Genomic DNA, 17,938 nt, shown 5'->3' with positions numbered 1-17,938 from the left:
GGCCAAGTGGACATTCACTCAATCGGCAGCCTTGTGTTCACCGGCCGTATTGACGTTGCCGGCGGGCAGGGCGGTAACGGAGGTGCAGGTGGTCAAGGGGCCGTCGGAGGAGACGGCGGAGATGGTGGACCTGCTGGTTCGGTGACGCTAGCGGCTGACGGATCACTGACTCACACCGGCGTCAGACAAACGAATGGGGGTGACCGTGCGGATGGCATCACGCCGGGTACGGCGGGGGGAGACGGAAGCCCAGGCGGCGTCGATGGACTTGGCGGCGCGGGCGGCGCTGCTTCGGGCAGCGGAACTCAGGGCATAGGCGGCGACGGCGGAAATGCCGCAGATGGCGGAAGCGGCGGTGCCGGCGCTGATGGCGACGCAGGAACTCCGTTCGGTGGAGCGGGTGGCGAGGGTGGGGACGGCGGCGAAGGCGGCGCCGGTGGAAGCGCGGGGGCGGGACTTGCATTAGCGGGCTTGTGCGGCTACTGTGTATATCAATATGCACAGTAAGCTCACCATCTCGCAGAGCAATCCGGCGCCGATGTATGCCCAGATCATGGAGCAAATACGCCGGCGCGTGGCGGTGGGCGACTGGAAGCCGGGTCAGGAGATGCCTTCGATCCGCGCGCTGGCGGCGGCCACCCGGGTCAGCGTGATCACGGTCAAGCGCGCCTATCTCGAACTCGAGCACGAGGGTGTGATCGTCACCCGCCAGGGCGTCGGGACCTTCGTGGCCGACAAGGTCGAGCTGGGGCGTCAGCTGCGCGAGCAGGAGCTCGATCAGCATCTGGACCGGGCGGTCGAAGTGGCGCACGAACTCGGGATGGGCAGCAAGGCCCTGCAGGGCCGATTGAACGACGCGTTCAAGCGCCAAGAGACTCGGAACCTCTGAACACGTTCAGAGGTTCCTGCGGTGCACGGACGCACCGCCGCGGACAACGACGCAAGTCGTTGATTCGCGAAAGCCGAGTCCGGACATGTGCCGGACTCGGCGCGGGCTGGCAAGTCCAGGATGGACTTGTCCAGACCCTCCACAGGCCAAAGTCGGACGAATCATGAGCAGCACAGCAGTCGTATTCCACAACGTCGAGAAGCGCTATCCGTTCTTTCATCTGGATCGCTTGTCGTTCCGGCTCGAGACCGGGCAGATCATGGGCTTGGTCGGGCCGAACGGCGCCGGCAAGAGCACCTGCATGAAGCTGCTGACCGGCCTGATCGAGGCCGACGCCGGCGAGGTGGAGGTTCTGGGTCATCGCCTGCCGGCGGGGCAGGTCGAGGCCAAGTGGCAGATCGGCCATGTCAGCGAAGACATGCGCCTGTTCTCCGGCGCTACCCTGGGCTGGCACCTCGACTTCGTCGCCGCGATCTATCCGGGTTGGGATGCGATCTACGCGCAGCATCTGCTGCGCCACTTCGGCCTGCGCGGCGAGCAGCGCGTCAAGACCCTGTCGCGCGGCGAACACATGAAAGCCCTGCTGCTGCTCGCGCTGGCGCGTCGGCCGGCCCTGCTGGTGCTGGACGAACCCACGGCAGGGCTCGACCCGGTGGCCCGCCAGGAAGTCATCGGCGAGCTGATGGAGGTGGTGCAGGACGATCGACGATCGATCCTGTTCTCGTCGCACAACACGCTGGAGATCGAACAGATCTGCGATCAGGTCACCTTTCTCGATCGTGGCCGGCTGGTCGACTCGCGCGACAAGGAGGCCTTCATCGAGCGCTGGCGGCGGCTGAGCGTGAGCCTGGACGAGACGCGAGCGCTGCCCGACCTGCCCGGTGTCGTCGAAACGCAGCGTTCAGGACGACTGGTTCAGCTGACCTGCCGCGACTTCCAGCCCGAGCTGACCGCCCGGCTGCAGGCGCTGGGCGCCGAGGTGCTCGAGATCCAGCGCATGAGCCTGGAAGAAATCTTTGTTGCCAATGTGATGGCCAAGCGTCGGGAGATGGGCGAATGAACACATCGTTGACGCGCGTGCTGATCGCCAAGGATCTGCGCTTCTATCGCAGCTGGATCGTCGCCACCGTGCTGGTTGGCGTGGTGGCGCTGTGGCTCTCGGGCTCGAGCGAGGCGGGCGGCGGGCCGAGCTTCGGCTTCATCCTGTTCATGACCGCGGTGATTGCGTTCGGCGTGCTGCTGAGCATGCTCGGCATCTACAAGGAGCGGCAGGACCGCTCGCATCTGTTCGTGCTCAGCCTGCCAATCACGCCTGCGCAGTACATGACGGCCAAGGTCTGGGCGGCGACGATCGCCTTCCTGGTGCCGTGGGTGGTGCTTACTGGCTTCGTCCTGCTGTCGACCCTGCTCACCGCACGCCCGGATGGCGGACTGCCGTTCTTCGTCGCGCTGATGCTGTTTTTCCTGCTGAACTTCTTCGTGCTGCTCGCGATCGTGGTGGTCAGCCTGTCCGAGGTGTGGTCGATCGCCGCCATCCTGCTGACCAATCTGACGGTGACGCCGATGCTGAGTTGGCTGTATCGCCTGACCGAGCAGGCGCAACGGGCCCAGGCCGCCGATGCCTGGTGGAGCGCGGACGTGCTCGCGGTGATGGCGGCCGAGCTGCTGCTCGCGGCGATCGCGCTCGGCCTCGCCCTGACCCTGCCTTCGCGGCGACGCGACCTCACCTGAGAACTGATCATGCACACCACACACCGTTTCCACGCGCTCGACTCCGCACGCGCCCTGGCGCTGCTGCTGGGCATCGTGCTGCACGCCTGCATGTCGTTCTTCCTGCCGATTCCCGCGCAGGACGCATCGCAGAGCCCGCTGATGGCGGTTGGCTTCTTCACCATCCATCTGTTTCGGATGAGTCTGTTCTTCGTCATTGCCGGCTTCTTCGCCCGCCTGCTGGTCGAACGCCGCGGCGCGCGCGCCTTCATCGGCAACCGTCTGCAGCGCGTCGGTGCGCCGCTGGTCGTCGGCTGGATTGTCCTCGCCCCGATCACCATCGCAGTGGTGATCTGGGGACTGTCGCGAACGATGACGGCGGACGCGCCGGCGCCGCCTCCGCCGCAGGGTTTTCCACTGATCCATCTGTGGTTCCTGTACTACCTGCTCGGTTTCTATGCGCTTGCCCTGGTGGTGCAGTTCGTCGCCGATCGGGTGGTCGATCGCCAGGGCCATCTGGCGGCTGGCTTTGATCGCCTGCTCGGCCGCGCCGCGCGCGGCGGTGTGCTGCCGCTGCTGCTGGCGCTGCCGCTGTTTCTCGCGCTGTTCGCGGATCTCGACGGGCATCTGTGGTTTGGCATTCGCACACCGGATCACGGCCTCGCCCCGCAATGGCCGGCCAGCCTGGCCTACGGCAGCGCGTTCGCGTTCGGTTGGTTCGTGCATCGCCAGCTCGGCCTGCTTGACTACCTCGCGCGGCAATGGCGTGGTCAGCTTCTCGCCGCGTTGACGCTCACCGCCATCTGCTTGAGCCTGATCGGGCCGACGCCGTCGCTCGAGCCCGGGACGCTGCCGGGCGGCGCCAACGGGCGTGTCGGCTATACCCTGTGTTATGCGCTGGCTGCGTGGTGCTGGACCGTGGGTCTGCTCGGTGCCGCCTGGCGCTTCTGCGCCGAACCCAATCGGGTGCATCGCTACCTTTCGGACGCCTCGTACTGGCTCTACCTTACCCATCTGCCGGTGGTGTTCGCCTGGCAGGTGCTGTTGGCCGGTCTTGCCTTGCCTTCGTGGGTGAAGTTTCCGCTGATCATTGCGCTGACGCTGACGCCGCTGCTGCTCGCCTATCACTACGGCGTGCGCAACACCTTCCTCGGTGAGGTGCTGAACGGTCGCCGCTATCCGCGGACGCTGCCATCCCGCAGCGCGGCACAGGGCGCGGACGCTGCGACTGTGGCGTTGGCGCCGGATGCCACGCAACCGGTCGGCCCGGCACAAGTCGATGTGGCGCAGCTCGATCCATCACAGCTCGATCCATCACAGCTCGATCCATCGCAGCAGAGCCCGGCGCAGAACAACCCGGCACGCGAAGCCGATGCCTACGTGCTCGCTGAGCTGGTCGCGGCCAGCAAAGGTTACGACGGCCAGCCGGCGCTCGACGGCCTGCATCTCGCCGTGCGCGCGGGTGAGCTGCTGGCCCTGCTCGGGCCGAACGGTGCCGGCAAGACTACGGCCATCGGTCTGCTGCTGGGCACCCTGCAGCCCGATGCCGGTGAAGCCGTGCTGATGGGCGGCTCGCCGCTGTCCACGGCCAGTCGGCTGGCGGTGGGCGTGATGATGCAGGACGTGACCCTGACGCCGACGCTGCGCACCCGTGAGCACATCGCCCTGGCGGCCAGTTACTACCGAACACCTCGTTCCGTCGACGAAGTGATCGAACTGTGCGGCCTGCAGGCGCTGGCCGACAAGGCCTACGGCAAGCTCTCCACCGGCCAGAAGCGGCAGGTGCAGTTCGCCCTGGCCATCGTCGGTCGGCCGCAGCTGGTGTTTCTCGACGAGCCCTCGGTGGGGCTCGATGTCGCCGCGCGCGAAACGATGTGGCGGGGCATTCGGCAGCTGCTCGACGAAGGCTGCGGAATACTACTCACCACCCACTATCTCGAAGAGGCCGAGGCACTGGCCGATCGCGTCGCCGTACTGGCCCGCGGCCGACTGATCGCCGAAGGCAGCGTCGGCGAGATGCGCGATCTGGTCGCGCGCAAGCGCATCCGCTGCGCCAGCGCTCTCAATGTCGAGGACATCCGGCGCTGGCCCGGTGTGGTCGATGCGAGCAGCGATTCCGGCCAGCTGCAGCTCACCGCCTCGGACGCCGACAGCGTGGTGCGCCGCCTGCTGGCGAGCGACTCGAGCCTGCGCGATCTCGAAATCCACAAGGCCAGCCTGGCCGAAGCCTTCAACGAACTCACCCGGGAGGCCGCATGAGCGCCCGCACGCCCCTTGCTACACCGCTGTCGATCGCTGCCGATTTCGACGCGCACCACGCTGCGCGCCAGCCGCTTCCGCTGCTACGCCTGGTCGCCGCCTATGCGGCCGAGACTCGAATGGAGATCCGCGCTGCGCTGCGTTCGCCCGGCTTCGCCATCCCTTTCATCGTCGTGCCGCTGGCGGTCTACCTGATGTTCGGCGTGGTAATGGCGGGCCCCGCGCTGGCTGAAAGCAAGTTCGGCCCAGCGCTTGCCGACTACCTGTTCTGCGGCTTCTCGGTGCTGGCGGTATCCATGCCGGGCATCTTCACCTCCGCGCTGCTCGCCGCCGAGCGTGAGGGACGCGTGCTGCAGCTCAAGCGTGCCCTGCCGGCGCCACCCGGCGCGGTCATCGTCGCCAAGCTGCTGATGTCGATGTTCATCTCCGGCCTGGCGCTGGCCCTGGTATTGATTGCCGCGCTGCTGTTTGGAAAGCTCACGGCCTCAGCAACCCAGCTCATCATCATCTGCGTGACGCTGCTCATCGGCAGTCTGCCGTTCACCGCGATCGGCCTGCTGCTCGGCAGCTGGTGTTCCGCCTCGGCCGCCCCGGCCTGGGGCAATCTGCTGTTCCTGCCGATGATGTGGCTGTCGGGACTGTTCATTCCCCTGCCTGCCGCGCTGGAACCCTGGGTGGTGATCTGGCCGACCTTCCATCTCAACCAGCTTGCTCTAGGCCTGGCCGGCATCGAGCCGTTTTCCTTCATCGACCCGGCCATCGCCGGTGCGGTGCTGCTCGCCCTCGGCGTGCTGTGTGGCGGCCTCGCGGTGCGTCGACTGGCGCGGGTGGGGTAGCGCAGGTCGTCAGACCGGATGTTCTCAAGCTGGAGCGCGTTCCGGTACCGACGCGGTAACGGAGGGAGGTCTTTCCCTGTGGCGTGAACAAGGTGCTTGCGTTGGCCGCGACAATCGGTGCTCCAGCAAGCTGCCCGCCTCGTGCACGCCCTACTTAACATGCACATCGGAAAGCGGCGTTGGTGAAGACAGAGACGGAGCCAGAGAACGACGAGCTGGCCTCACATTTGGCGCGCCCGATGCCCTGGTTGAGTTCGCGGCTGGTAAGGATGGTCACGGCACGGCTTCTGACAAGCATTGTAGAAGCGTTACTACGATGGTCGACGCGCCCGCAAGAAGGCTCGAACCTGCTGACTGAAGGGACGCACAGCGACCTCTTCGGAGATTGATTCGCAGTCCAGGCCGGGGTACTGGTCAAGGCCGGAGGGACGTCGGAACTCGGCGAAACCCCACGGCTTATCGCCGCTGACCTTGAAACGTGCCGAAGCATTCGCGTTCATCGCCGATACTCTGATCTAGTTCATAGCCAGCCAGATCATGTGCCGCTCGCCCTTGCCATTCGGGCGCGCACGAACGATGTGTTCTTCAACTCGCAGACCGGACTGGTGCAGCCTGCGGGTGAAAAACGGTGCCGGTGCGGCCGACCATACGGCAAGTATGCCGCCGGCCTTCAACGCCTCGATTGCACTGACCAGACCGAGGTCCGAATACAGTCTGTCGTTTGCAGTCAGCGTCAGTCCCTCCGGACCGTTGTCGACGTCGAGCAGGATTGCATCGAAGCCTCCCCGGTTTGCTTTCAGCACCTGCGCGACGTCGTCGACGACGACCCTCGTGCGCGGATCGCGCAGCGGATGACCGGCCTTTTCGCCGAGCACGTGGTGGTTCCATTCGACAACCGCGGGCACCAGCTCGGCGACCACCACTTCGGCATCCTGTTGCAGCACCGACAAGGCTTCAGCGAGCGTAAACCCCATCCCCAGCCCACCTACCAACACGCGCGCGGACGGACGTCGCGCAATGCGTTCGCAAGGCAACCGCGCCAGCGCCTTCTCCGATTCGCGTACCCGGCTGTTCATCAGATCGCCACCGCCGGCGATCTTGATCGTGTAGATGTCACCACACTGGAACAGGCGTAGTTCACCGCCGCCAGGAATCGGCGCGGTATCGAGCAGGTGCATGCGGTTCATCGACGAAGCCTTGTTGCGGACATAGACACCATTGTCGGTTGTTGCGGCGAGGACTGCGAAGTGTCTCGCAGTGGGCTGGGAATTCGAGGCTGCACAGGGAGATTCGCGTGCAGGCGACCACAACAGCTGGGCGAGTGCCTCACCGAAGCGAGCCCTGAAGGTACCCACGCGAGCATTGAGGTTGCAATGCTGAGTCGGCTGGCTTCGACAAGCTCAGCCAGCGTGGCGGCGACCCGAAGCGGTCATGGCTTGTCCTGTTCGCACTGAGAGACAGCCCGAAGGGCGGGTGGCCCCAGGGCTGCAGCGATGGAATCGCCTTGACGCACCCTGAGCCCGTCGAAGGGTGCCTCAGCGAAGCGAGCCCTGAAGGTACCCACGCGAACATTGAGGTTGCAATGCTGGGTCGGCTGGCTTCGACAAGCTCAGCCAGCGTGGCGGCGACCCGAAGCGGTCATGGCTTGTCCTGTTCGCACTGAGAGACAGCCCGAAGGGCGGATGAGAGTCCGAGGGCGGTGGCGATGGAATCGCCTTGACGCACCCTGAGCTTGTCGAAGGGTGGCTCACCGAAGCGAGCCCTGAAGGTGCCCACGCGAGCTTTGAGGTTGCAATGCTGGGTCGGCTGGCTTCGGCAAGCTCAGCCAGCGTGGCGGCGACCCGAAGCGGGCCATGGCTTGTCCTGTTCGCACTGAGAGACAGCCCGAAGGGCGGATGAGAGTCCGAGGGCGGTAGCGATGGAATCGCCTTGACGCACCCTGAGCTTGTCGAAGGGTGCCTCACCGAAGCGAGCACTGAAGGTGCCCACTAGGCTCCTACCACCGCCGCACATCACGCGTATCGTGGGGAGGCGCTTGTCACAGATTCCCTCACCAGCGCTGCCCCAACTTAACATGTCGCTTAAAACGATGAATGCGCGGACTCGTTTTTGACCCTCACCTGCGAAACGAGTAAACTGAGCCGTCTTCTTCAATTCAAAACGCGAAATTCGGGAGCTGTCACACCGCAGCCCGGTCGCGGACTGCGCTTTTCCTGTCCCAGCACGCTCTCGGTCCTCACTGGCAAGTGAGGTGCGTCACCATGAGAGTGAAACAATATGTGTGGACTGACAGGCGAGATCAACTTCGACGGCCGCCCGGCGGATGTGGAAGCGATCGCCCGGATGAGCGAGGTGCTGGCCCCGCGTGGACCAGATGGCAGTGGAATCGTCGCGCACGGCGCAGTGGGCTTCGCTCATCGGCGGCTCAGAATCATTGATCTGAGCAATCGTGCTGAGCAGCCCATGCTGGATGCTGACCTCGGCCTGATGCTGGTCTTCAATGGCTGCATCTACAACTATCGCGAGCTGCGCCAGGAACTCGAAGCCAAGCAATATCGGTTCTTTTCCGACGGCGACTCAGAGGTGATCCTGAAGGCCTGGCATGCCTGGGGCGAGGCCTGCGTTGAGCGTTTTCATGGCATGTTCGCCTTTGTGCTGCACGAACGCGAAAGCGGTCGTATTGTCATGGCGCGCGATCGCTTTGGAATCAAGCCGCTCTACTACAGCCAACAGGGCAGCCGCCTGCGCTTTGCCTCCAGTTTGCCGGCCTTGCTGGCCGGTGGCGACGTTGACACCTCGATCGATCGTGTGGCCCTGCATCACTACATGAGCTTTCACGCCGTGGTGCCGCCGCCGCGCACCATTCTGAGCGGGGCACACAAGTTGAAACCGGCGACGCTGCGCGTCTACCAACGCGATGGGCGTTTCCGTGATCGTTGTTACTGGCAGGCGCGCTACGAACGAGACGATGCCGATCGCGAGCGTTCCGGCGAATACTGGAAGGAGCGCACCCTGGATGCTCTGCGCATCGCGGTCAAGCGCCGCATGGTGGCCGACGTGCCGGTGGGTGTGCTGCTGTCGGGCGGGCTCGATTCCAGCCTGATCGTTGGTCTGCTGGCCGAGAATGGACAACGTGATCTCAACACCTTTTCGGTGGGCTTTGAGGCGGCCAACGGCGAGGCTGGTGATGAGTTCATCTATTCCGACCTGATTGCCAGCCACTTCGACACCCAGCACCACAAGATCGTGGTGCCGTCTCAACGCCTGCTGCAGGCGCTGCCAGGCGTATTTTCGGCGATGAGCGAGCCGATGGTGTCGTATGACAACGTGGGCTTCTTTTTGCTGTCGCAAGAAGTCTCCAAGCATGTCAAGGTCGTGCAGTCGGGGCAGGGCGCGGACGAGGTATTCGCTGGCTATCACTGGTATCCGCCGCTGCAATCATCCAACGACCCGTTAAGTGATTACGCAAGGCTATTCTTTGATCGCAACCATCAAACCCTGCAGCGCCAGCTGCAGGCCGACTATCGGATCGACGAAGATGCGAGCCGCGCGCTGGTGGCCGAGCATTTCGCCGCCAGCGGCGCCGAAACGGCGGTCGACAAGGCCTTGCGCCTGGATAGCGAGGTGATGCTGGTCGATGATCCGGTCAAGCGGGTCGACAACATGACCATGGCCTGGGGACTGGAGGCCCGTGTTCCGTTTCTCGATCACGAACTGGTCGAGCTGGCAGCGAGAATTCCCCCGCGACACAAGCTCAAGCACGAGGGCAAGGGCGTGTTGAAGGAAGCGGCGCGGCAGGTGATTCCGCACGAGGTGATCGATCGGCCCAAGGGCTATTTTCCGGTGCCGGCACTGAAATACATCCAAGGCGACTACCTTGCCATGGTGCGCGAAGCGCTTTCGTCGCCTGCCGCGCGCCAGCGCGGTCTATTCGATAACACATGGCTTGAGCAGCTGTTCTCCGAGCCGACCGAGCACATTACGCCCCTGCGCGGCTCCGAGCTGTGGCAGGCCGCCACGCTGGAGCTTTGGCTGCAGACGCATCGACTCTGAGGATCGATCATGGTCGACACCCATGGTGCAGAGACCAGTACCGCCATACGGCTTCGCCGACTTCGTGGCCAGGCCCTGAAGCCGCCGATCTACTACGGCGAACATGCCGAATTGCAAGGCGATGTGATTCTCGATTGCGGCTGGGGGAGGCTGCTGTTTGGCCAGACCTTCGAAAAGGCCGAGCCCTTGATCGAAGCGATCCGCGCCGAGGCGGCTGACACCAGAGACATCGCCTTCTACATTCGCAATCCGCATGTTGTGCTGGCAGTCGCGCCGCAGGAGCTGTTTCTCGATCCATCGCATACCTACCGGCTCGATCTGACCACCTATGCACCTGACCACGGCCAACTGCGCAGTTTCAGCGTGCGTCGGCTCGCATCGAGCAGTGATGCCGAAGGCATGCGGCTGATCTACGCGCAGCGCGGCATGGTGCCGATTCCGCGTGAGTTTCTCGCCGACAGCGCAAGGCATGCAGCTCTGACCTACCTGGTGGCGGTGGAGCATGGCACTGGCAAGGTTATCGGCACTGTGACTGGCGTGGATCACCAACGTGTATTCGACGATCCCGAACGCGGCTCATCGTTGTGGTGCCTTGCGGTTGATCCGAATGCCGCCAGCCCTGGAGTCGGAGAGGCCCTGGTTCGTCGCCTGGCTGAGCACCTGCAGGCACGCGGTGCGGCGTATATGGACCTCTCGGTGATGCACGACAATGAACAGGCCATCGCCCTGTACGACAAGCTTGGCTTCTTTCGGGTGCCATTCTTCGCCCTGAAGCGCAAGAACACTATCAATGAGCCGCTGTTCATTGGTCCACGGGATGATGCCCAGCTCAATCCCTATGCACGCATCATTGTCGATGAGGCGCGGCGTCGTGGGGTCCATGTCGAAGTGACCGACGCGGCCAGCGGCATGTTCCGTCTGACCCATGGCGGCCGCTCGATTCACTGTCGCGAAAGTCTCTCCGAGCTGACCACCGCCGTGGCGATGTCGATCTGCGACGACAAGTCGCTGACCCGGCGCGTTGTGTCAAACGCCAACATCAGCGTGCCAGAACAGATCGATGCGACAGGCGACCTTGACGCCTTTCTGAAGCAACACGGCGCGGTGGTGGTCAAGCCCGCGCGAGGCGAGCAGGGCAATGGGGTGGCCGTGGGATTGCAGACGCGTGAGGCGGTGGACCGAGCGCTGCAGGAAGCGCGCCGCTATTGCGATCAGGTGCTGATCGAGCGCTGTGTCGAAGGCGAAGATCTGCGATTGGTGGTGATCGACTACAAGGTGGTGGCAGCGGCCACCCGACGCCCGCCACAGATTCTCGGCGACGGCCACACCAGCGTGCGTGAGCTGATCGAGCGCCAAAGCCGACGACGTCAAGCGGCCACCGGCGGCGAGTCAAGCATTCCGATCGATAGCGAAACTGAGCGCTGTATCGCCGAGGCGGGTTACACCCTTGACGACGTGCCGCCCAAAGGCGCGCTGTTCGCGGTGCGCAAAGCCGTTAACCTGCATACCGGCGGCACCATTCACGACGTCACTGACGAAGTTCATCCGGAGCTGGTCAACGCAGCGGTGGCGGCGGCCAGGGCGATCAACATTCCGGTGGTAGGGATCGACTTCATGGTGCGGTCGGTCAGTCAACCAGATTATGTGTTCATCGAGGCCAACGAGCGCGTTGGCCTGGCCAACCACGAGCCTCATCCCACCGCAGAGCGCTTTGTAGATCTACTGTTTCCGTTATCGATACCCGCACCGCAACGGTCGGGGTAGATCATGGAGGGTACATGGCCCGATCTCATGACCGGTTGGCAAGCCCCCGCCTTGCTTCCCTCTCCACTGGCAGGGGCAGGGGCAGACACTCGACGTGCGCTGGACGCTCCCCCTCACCCCAACCCTTCTCCCTCCAGGGGAGAGGGACTTGTTTGGCTTCGCTTCGCGGCCCGGCCGCAATTTGGACGAGACGCGCTCGGAGACGCTTGTGGCCGCGATCCATAGCATGTCGATACGCCGAGCGTTCGCCTTGCGCCCCTCTCCCCTCGAGGGAGAGGGGCGGGGGAGAGGGGGCGAATACTCGACGCGCTGGACGCTCCCCCTCACCCCAACCCCACTCCCTCCGGGGAGAGGGGCTTGCTTCGCTTCGCGGCCCGGCCGTCAGGGGAGAGGGGCTTGATTCGCTTCGCTTCGCTTCGCGGTCCGGATGCAGTTTGGCTGAGAAGAACTGACCCACAGGAGACGACGATGCCACTTAACATCGATACCGATTACCTGAAGCAGCGGTTGAAGCGCGTTCTGGAGATACCCAGCCCGTCCAGCTATACCGATCAGATCACGCGCGATTGCGCTGAAGAACTGCAGCGTCTAGGCGTGGACTTCGAGCTGACTCGGCGCGGCGCTGTGCGCGCTAGGTTGCCTGGAAAAAAGGAAATGCCGGCGCGCGCCATTGTTGCTCACCTCGACACACTGGGGGCACAGGTCAAGGCTCTGAAGTCGAACGGCCGGCTGCAAGTGGTGCCCATCGGGCATTGGTCGGCGCGATTTGCTGAAGGCGCGCGCTGCACGATCTACACCGATCACAAGGCGCTGCGCGGCGGCATCCTGCCCTTGAAGGCATCGGGTCATACCTTCAATGAAGAAGTTGACACCCAACCCACCGGTTGGGACTACGTTGAGCTGCGGGTCGACGAAAAGGCTTCCAACGCCGATGACCTGCGCGAACTGGGGATCGACATTGGTGACATCATCGCCATCGATCCGCAGCCAGAGTTCCTCGACAGCGGGTTCATCGTCTCGCGGCATCTGGACGACAAGGCTGGCGTGGCGGTGCTGTTTGCCGCGCTCAAGGCGCTCTGCAAGTGCGACACGCAGCCGGAAGTAGACACTTACTTCATCTTCACCGTGTCCGAAGAAGTGGGGCAGGGCGCCTCCTCGGTGCTGATGCCGCATGTGGCTTCGATGATCACCATCGACAACGGCACTACCGCCCCTGGACAAAACAGCGCTGAATTCGGCGTCACCATTGCCATGGCCGACCAGACCGGTCCGTTCGATTGGCACTTAACGCGGAAGTTGGTCAAGCTATGTCAGCAGCACGGAATCGACTACCAGAAGGATGTCTTCCGCTATTACCGTTCCGACTCGGCCTCCGCCCTGGACGCCGGTGCCGATATCCGTACCGCCCTGTTGACCTTCGGGATCGATGCCAGTCACGGCTATGAGCGCATCCACACCCATGCTCTGACCTCCCTGGCTCGGCTGCTGGTGGCCTACACCCTGAGCCCGGTGGAGATCAGTCGCGATGCCAAGGATATCGGCGGACTGAAGGGGTTTACGCGACAACCCTAGCAGGCTGGAAATCAAACACTTGCGGGTTTGCTTTCCGAGCGCGCCGTCCTTGGCGCGCGATAGTGCAAGGATGCACCGCCGCGATCAACAACGTACGTTGTTGATCAGCGTGAGGCGAGTCCGGACCTGTGCCGAACTCGGCGCGTCTGAAGAGTCCAGGATGGACTTGTTCAGACCTTTCCTGGCAGTCTGCTGAGACTTGATTCAGCAGCCTGTCATGACTCCGCGCTTCGTTGCTGCAGCCAAGTCTCGAGCTCTTTGTACACCTCGTTCCGCTCTGGCTCATTGAATATCTCATGGAAGAGCGGGGCGAATTCGCGGCTGACAACAGCAGGATTGCCAGCGCTGGCTGCGGCGAATGCCCGGCTGCCGATGGGGCTGACACAACGATCACTTCCCGCATACAGCAGCAACGTGGGCAGACGCCAGTGGGGAGCGCGTTGCAGCACGCTCGCGCTGGCTGCCAGTAGGAAGCGAACCAAGCGCGGCGTGATCCGGTTGTGCACCAGCGGATCCTGCGCGTACGCGTTCACCACCTCCGGGTCACGTGAGATCCAGCTCGGTTGCAAGCCATTGCCGACGGCCAGGTCAGGTGCCAACCGTCCCACACTGGCAAGCAGCAGCTTCTGCCAGGGGCGCATGCCGGGATCGAAGGCGGGCGATGACAACACCAGTCCCTGCAGGGGGCGCTGCCAGGGGCGCGGTTGCTCGGCCAGCATTTCAGCCGCGAAGCGGGCGGCTATGGCGCCGCCCATGCTGTGGCCAAGCAGAATCAGGGGCGCCGGGCCGCCTTTGATGGGCATGGTCTGGCTGACGAGGTCGATGACCTGGGCCAGATCCTTCAGCAGGGATTCGCTGTCCGACACGGCGCCGCGACGCCCCTGGCTGCGGCCATGACCGCGCAGATCGAAGCCCGCCACCTGCCAGTGCCGCGCATTCAATCGCGCAGCCATCGGCTCATAGCGCGCGATATGCTCGCCCAGGCCGTGCACGATCAGCACCGTGCCCAAGGCGTCGGCGACCGGCCAGATCCGGGTGTGCAACTGCAGTCCATCAGTGGTGGTAAGTCGGTCCATGGCAGGCAGTGTAGCCGGAGCGAGGGTCAGGTCGGTGCTACTCTTTAGCGCATGGACACCCATAGCCCAGACTTTCACCGCCCGCCCTCGGGTGACCTGCTGATCGGTCTCGACCAGGGCACCACCGGCAGTACCGCCTTGCTGATCGATCGTGATCTCAATGTGCTGGCCCGCGCCACGGTCGAGTTTCCGCAGCATTTTCCCCAGCCCGGTTGGGTCGAGCACGAACACGACGATATCTGGGTCAGCGTGCGCAGCGCACTGAAGCAGGTGCTTGAAGGCGTCGATCCGACCCGACTGGCCGCCCTGGGTATCACCAATCAACGCGAAACCACCTTCGTGTGGGACGCCGACAGCGGTATCGCCCTTGGTCGTGCCGTGGTCTGGCAGGATCGTCGCACCAGTCAGGCCTGCGCCGAACTGAAGATCCACGAAGAGGATGTGCGGGCGCGAACCGGCCTGCCGATCGATCCCTATTTCTCGGCCACCAAGATTGCCTGGCTGCGACGTCAGCACGGCACCCGGCGACTGGCCTTTGGCACCGCCGATACGCACCTCGCGCGTCGCCTGTGCGGGGCATCGCTGACCGACCTCAGCAATGCCAGCCGCACCTTGTTGCTCGATCTCCGGCAAGGCATCTGGTGCGAACATCTGACGCAGCGTTTCGATGTGGCGGGTATTGAGCGCCCGCTTATCGTGCCGAGCAGTGGAGTCTGTGGACGCATTCGCGGAGTACCGGAGCTGCCTGATGGCTTGCCGTTGGCCGGCATTGCCGGCGATCAGCAGGCGGCGTTGTTCGGTCAGGGCTGCTTCGATGCCGGTCAGGCGAAAATTTCCTACGGCACCGGCAGTTTCATCCTGCTCAATACGGGACCATTCATCGCCAGCAGTCGGCACGGCCTGTTAAGTACCGTTGCCTGGCAGCTGGGCGGTGAAACCCAGTATGCGCTGGAAGGCGGCGCCTTCGTCGCTGGAGCACTGGTCAGCTGGTTGCGCGATGGGCTTGGCATCATCGAGCGCGCCTCCGAAGTGGAAGCCCTGGCACGCAGCGTGCCGGACAGTGGCGGCGTGACCATCGTGCCGGCTCATGCTGGCCTCGGTGCCCCGCATTGGCGACCGGATGCCCGCGGCGTGATTCATGGCCTGACCCGCGGCACCACGCGCGCCCACATCGCGCGCGCCGCCCTTGAAGGCATCGCCCACAGCCAATGCGACATCCTTGAGGCGATGGCCGCTGACCACGGCGCTGCACTCACCGATCTGCGTGTCGACGGCGGCGCTGCCGCGAACGATCTGCTGATGCAGATTCAGTCCGATTTTTGCGGCCTCAACCTGCAACGCCCACGCATGCTGGAAACCACCGCGCTGGGCGCGGCCATGCTGGCCGGTCTGGGCGTAGGACTGTGGTCTGGTCTCGATGAGCTGCGCCGCAGCTATCCGCTTGATCGACGTTTTGAACCTGCTCAAGATCCCGCTGCTGTCGCCCAGGCTCGGCAGCGCTGGAAGGAGATTGTGGCGCGGGCCTGAAGGGGGCTACGCACATCGCGACTGCGTAGCGCACCCTGCTGGTATGGCCTCGTGCTTCGCCAACAAGCATCAGTCAGCTGTTGTCACAATGACAGCAGCGCGATGCCAAATTTCGCGATCGCCTGCAGCGTGGCGATTTGTTCGATGACCCGCGCGAGGAGCAGGCTTGGCGTGCGGCGTGGCCCACCTATTACCGACTGCGCGAAGACATCGTGGGTGAACGCTATGCCCTGCATGCCGACCAGCCTGCCATAACGAATGCTTTCACTTCCATGTTTCTGCACGGCGACTGGGGGCAATTGCTCGGCAACATGCTGTTTCCGGTGGCGCCGGGTGCCTTGGTGGAAGGCCCGCTTGGTGCGGGCTTGTTCACTTTCCTGTATCTGAACCAAGCATGCATTGACCACCAACCATTACCAGCGAAGATCCGCCTGCGCATCTCAGGCGGATAATAGCCGATTATAGATATTTGTATTGAATATACTCAATCGGCGGTATACTGCCGATTGAATAGCAAATTGCAATTTACCGGCGAAGATACGCCCCATGAACGAAGAGCAGAGCATGACTCCGCTGGAGCTGCTGACCGAGGTCGGTTCTCGGCTCAAAGCACAGCGACTGCAGCGCAATATTCCGCAAGCCGACCTGGCCGACAAAGCCGGCGTGGGCGAGCGCACCTTGCGCCAGCTGGAGAACGGCGAGGGGTCGACCCTTGAGACCTATCTGCGGGTACTGAAGGCCTTGGGGCTGACCTCGGTACTGGATGCTGTGGCGCCGCCGCCACCGGTCAGTCCGATGGCGGCACTGGAACGCGGCACCGAGCCGCAACGTGCCAGTCGGAAGTCCAAGTGAAGCACGTCGACCTCATCGAGGTGCGGATCTGGAACCGGCGGGTGGGGGCGGTGATGGCCGATCCCAACACTGGTGCCTATGTCTTCGAGTACGACCCTGCCTGGGTGCGACTGGGCATCGACCTCGCCCCGCTGACCATGCCGGTCAATCGTCGACCACCGCGCTTCAGCTTTCCAGGCCTCGATGTTGACGCGTTTCATCGTCTGCCCGGTTTACTCTCCGATGCCCTGCCAGATGATTTCGGCAACGCCTTGATCGACGCCTGGATGGCACGTCGGGGCGTCGACAAGCAGCGCATCACCACGCTCGACCGCCTAGCCTACATGGGGCGGCGTGGCATGGGCGCCCTGGAATTCAAACCCAGTCGCGGCGCCACCAGCGAGTCGGCCGAGCCCTTGGTGATGAAACGTCTGGTGGAGGAGGCGAGGCGTGCCATTCACGGGCCTACGCATTCCGAAGAAGATGTCGAGGACCGACTGCGCGATATCATTCGCGTCGGCACATCGGCCGGCGGCGCGCGGGCAAAGGCCGTGGTCGCGTTCAATGAACAGAGCGGTGAACTACGTTCGGGGCAGTTCGATTGCCCTGAAGACTTCAGTCATTGGCTGCTCAAATTCGATGGTGTGGGCCCGGATAGTGAGCTGGGCTCGGCCGGCCAATTCGGTCGCATCGAATTTGCCTATCACCTGATGGCGCGCGCAGCTGGCATCGCCATGGCCGATTGTCGATTGCTGAGAGAGAACGGCCGATCGCACTTCATGACCCGGCGATTCGACCGCGCAGGCAATCAACGCATCCACCTGCAGTCGCTGTGCGCCCTGCAACACATGAACTTCCGCCAACGCGCAACGCATGGTTATGAATCCCTGTTCCTGACCGCGCGCGCCCTGGGCTTGGGCGACGAGACCCATACTGAGATCTTCCGCCGCGCCGCCTTCAATATCGCGGCGAAGAATCACGACGATCACAGCAAGAACCATGCGTTTCTGTTGCCGGAGCAGGGCAACTGGCAGCTGTCGCCGGCGTTCGATGTCACCTTTGCCTACAACCCGCAAGGCGAATGGACCCGCCATCACCTGATGGGGGTGGGCGGCAAATTCGACGCCATCACTCGCGGCGATCTGATCGAAATGGCCGAGCGCTTCTCGGTGCCGCGGGCCAAGGAGGCTATCGCCGCAGTGAACGATTCGGTTAAGCGTTGGCCCGACTTTGCCGAGCAGGCCGGGCTCGACGAATCGGCCGCTTCAGCCATTGCCAAACATCACGGCGCGCTCTAGCCCGGATATTTCATGAGGTCGCGCCGAAAGATCCGGCAATTCCAAGCGGGGCGAGAGTTTCGACCGATGGTGTTGAGATAACAGAGTGTTGGCGATCTTTCGGCGCTGGCACGGCCCTCATTC

The 17,938-nt window shown here is 63.6% G+C and carries 14 protein-coding genes and 1 pseudogene; 13 read left to right on the top strand and 2 right to left on the bottom strand.

What is annotated here, in order from left to right; translation table 11 throughout:
- Positions 1-538 precede the first annotated feature (538 nt).
- From IFO71_RS16860 to IFO71_RS16840, 6 genes and pseudogenes are all read left to right on the top strand, one after another.
- Positions 539-889: a GntR family transcriptional regulator gene (locus IFO71_RS16860; RefSeq protein ID WP_192030836.1), complete on the top strand. Its 351-nt coding sequence runs from the start codon at positions 539-541 to the stop codon at positions 887-889.
- 163 nt (positions 890-1,052) lie between these two features.
- Positions 1,053-1,949: an ABC transporter ATP-binding protein gene (locus IFO71_RS16855; RefSeq protein ID WP_192030835.1), complete on the top strand. Its 897-nt coding sequence runs from the start codon at positions 1,053-1,055 to the stop codon at positions 1,947-1,949.
- A 17-nt stretch (positions 1,950-1,966) separates the two neighbouring features.
- A complete protein-coding gene (locus IFO71_RS16850; protein WP_332309399.1) occupies positions 1,967-2,620 on the top strand; it encodes an ABC-2 transporter permease in 654 nt (217 codons plus the stop codon).
- A 9-nt stretch (positions 2,621-2,629) separates the two neighbouring features.
- Positions 2,630-3,703 (top strand): annotated as a pseudogene (locus IFO71_RS22685) (acyltransferase family protein); the annotation flags it as partial.
- Positions 3,704-3,979: 276 nt separating this feature from the next.
- Positions 3,980-4,858, top strand: coding sequence for an ABC transporter ATP-binding protein (locus IFO71_RS22680; protein ID WP_425502908.1), 879 nt, complete (start codon positions 3,980-3,982; stop codon positions 4,856-4,858).
- The gene (locus tag IFO71_RS16840) at positions 4,855-5,694 is read left to right on the top strand and encodes an ABC transporter permease (RefSeq protein WP_192030832.1); all 840 of its coding nucleotides are present in this window, start codon (positions 4,855-4,857) and stop codon (positions 5,692-5,694) included. Before IFO71_RS22680 ends, IFO71_RS16840 begins: the two co-directional genes overlap by 4 nt.
- Positions 5,695-6,209: 515 nt before the next feature.
- Here the strand turns inward: IFO71_RS16840 and IFO71_RS16835 are convergent.
- On the bottom strand, positions 6,210-6,881 hold the full coding sequence (locus IFO71_RS16835; RefSeq protein ID WP_192030831.1) for a spermine/spermidine synthase domain-containing protein: 672 nt from the start codon (positions 6,879-6,881) through the stop codon (positions 6,210-6,212).
- A 1,090-nt stretch (positions 6,882-7,971) separates the two neighbouring features.
- On the opposite strand from IFO71_RS16835, the gene IFO71_RS16830 reads away from it, so the two are divergent.
- From IFO71_RS16830 to IFO71_RS16820, 3 genes are all read left to right on the top strand, one after another.
- Positions 7,972-9,747 (top strand): N-acetylglutaminylglutamine amidotransferase, encoded by a 1,776-nt coding sequence (locus IFO71_RS16830; protein ID WP_192030830.1) that lies wholly within the window; start codon positions 7,972-7,974, stop codon positions 9,745-9,747.
- A gap of 9 nt (positions 9,748-9,756) precedes the next feature.
- Entirely contained in the window at positions 9,757-11,511 is a 1,755-nt protein-coding gene (ngg, locus tag IFO71_RS16825; RefSeq protein ID WP_192030829.1) for an N-acetylglutaminylglutamine synthetase, read from the top strand.
- A gap of 468 nt (positions 11,512-11,979) precedes the next feature.
- Positions 11,980-13,083 (top strand): osmoprotectant NAGGN system M42 family peptidase, encoded by a 1,104-nt coding sequence (locus IFO71_RS16820; RefSeq protein ID WP_192030828.1) that lies wholly within the window; start codon positions 11,980-11,982, stop codon positions 13,081-13,083.
- A 215-nt stretch (positions 13,084-13,298) separates the two neighbouring features.
- Here the strand turns inward: IFO71_RS16820 and IFO71_RS16815 are convergent, their stop codons facing one another.
- Positions 13,299-14,159: an alpha/beta hydrolase gene (locus IFO71_RS16815; protein WP_192030827.1), complete on the bottom strand. Its 861-nt coding sequence runs from the start codon at positions 14,157-14,159 to the stop codon at positions 13,299-13,301.
- Between the two features lie 51 nt (positions 14,160-14,210).
- On the opposite strand from IFO71_RS16815, the gene IFO71_RS16810 reads away from it, so the two are divergent.
- The 4 genes from IFO71_RS16810 (at position 14,211) to IFO71_RS16795 (ending at position 17,815) form a co-directional block, all read left to right on the top strand.
- Positions 14,211-15,686, top strand: a complete 1,476-nt coding sequence (locus IFO71_RS16810; protein ID WP_192030826.1) for an FGGY family carbohydrate kinase — start codon at positions 14,211-14,213, stop codon at positions 15,684-15,686.
- Between the two features lie 272 nt (positions 15,687-15,958).
- A complete protein-coding gene (locus IFO71_RS22675) occupies positions 15,959-16,138 on the top strand; it encodes a rhomboid family intramembrane serine protease (protein ID WP_425502907.1) in 180 nt (59 codons plus the stop codon).
- 94 nt (positions 16,139-16,232) lie between these two features.
- Positions 16,233-16,538, top strand: a complete 306-nt coding sequence (locus IFO71_RS16800; RefSeq protein ID WP_192030824.1) for a helix-turn-helix domain-containing protein — start codon at positions 16,233-16,235, stop codon at positions 16,536-16,538.
- Positions 16,535-17,815, top strand: a complete 1,281-nt coding sequence (locus tag IFO71_RS16795; RefSeq protein WP_192030823.1) for a type II toxin-antitoxin system HipA family toxin — start codon at positions 16,535-16,537, stop codon at positions 17,813-17,815. Before IFO71_RS16800 ends, IFO71_RS16795 begins: the two co-directional genes overlap by 4 nt.
- The last annotated feature ends 123 nt before the right edge of the window (positions 17,816-17,938 follow it).

The sequence above is a fragment of the Pseudomarimonas arenosa genome, assembly GCF_014841215.1.
Lineage (GTDB): Bacteria > Pseudomonadota > Gammaproteobacteria > Xanthomonadales > Xanthomonadaceae > Pseudomarimonas > Pseudomarimonas arenosa.
Note: the sequence above shows the minus strand (reverse complement) of the source record. Positions and strands in the feature narration are given on the sequence as shown.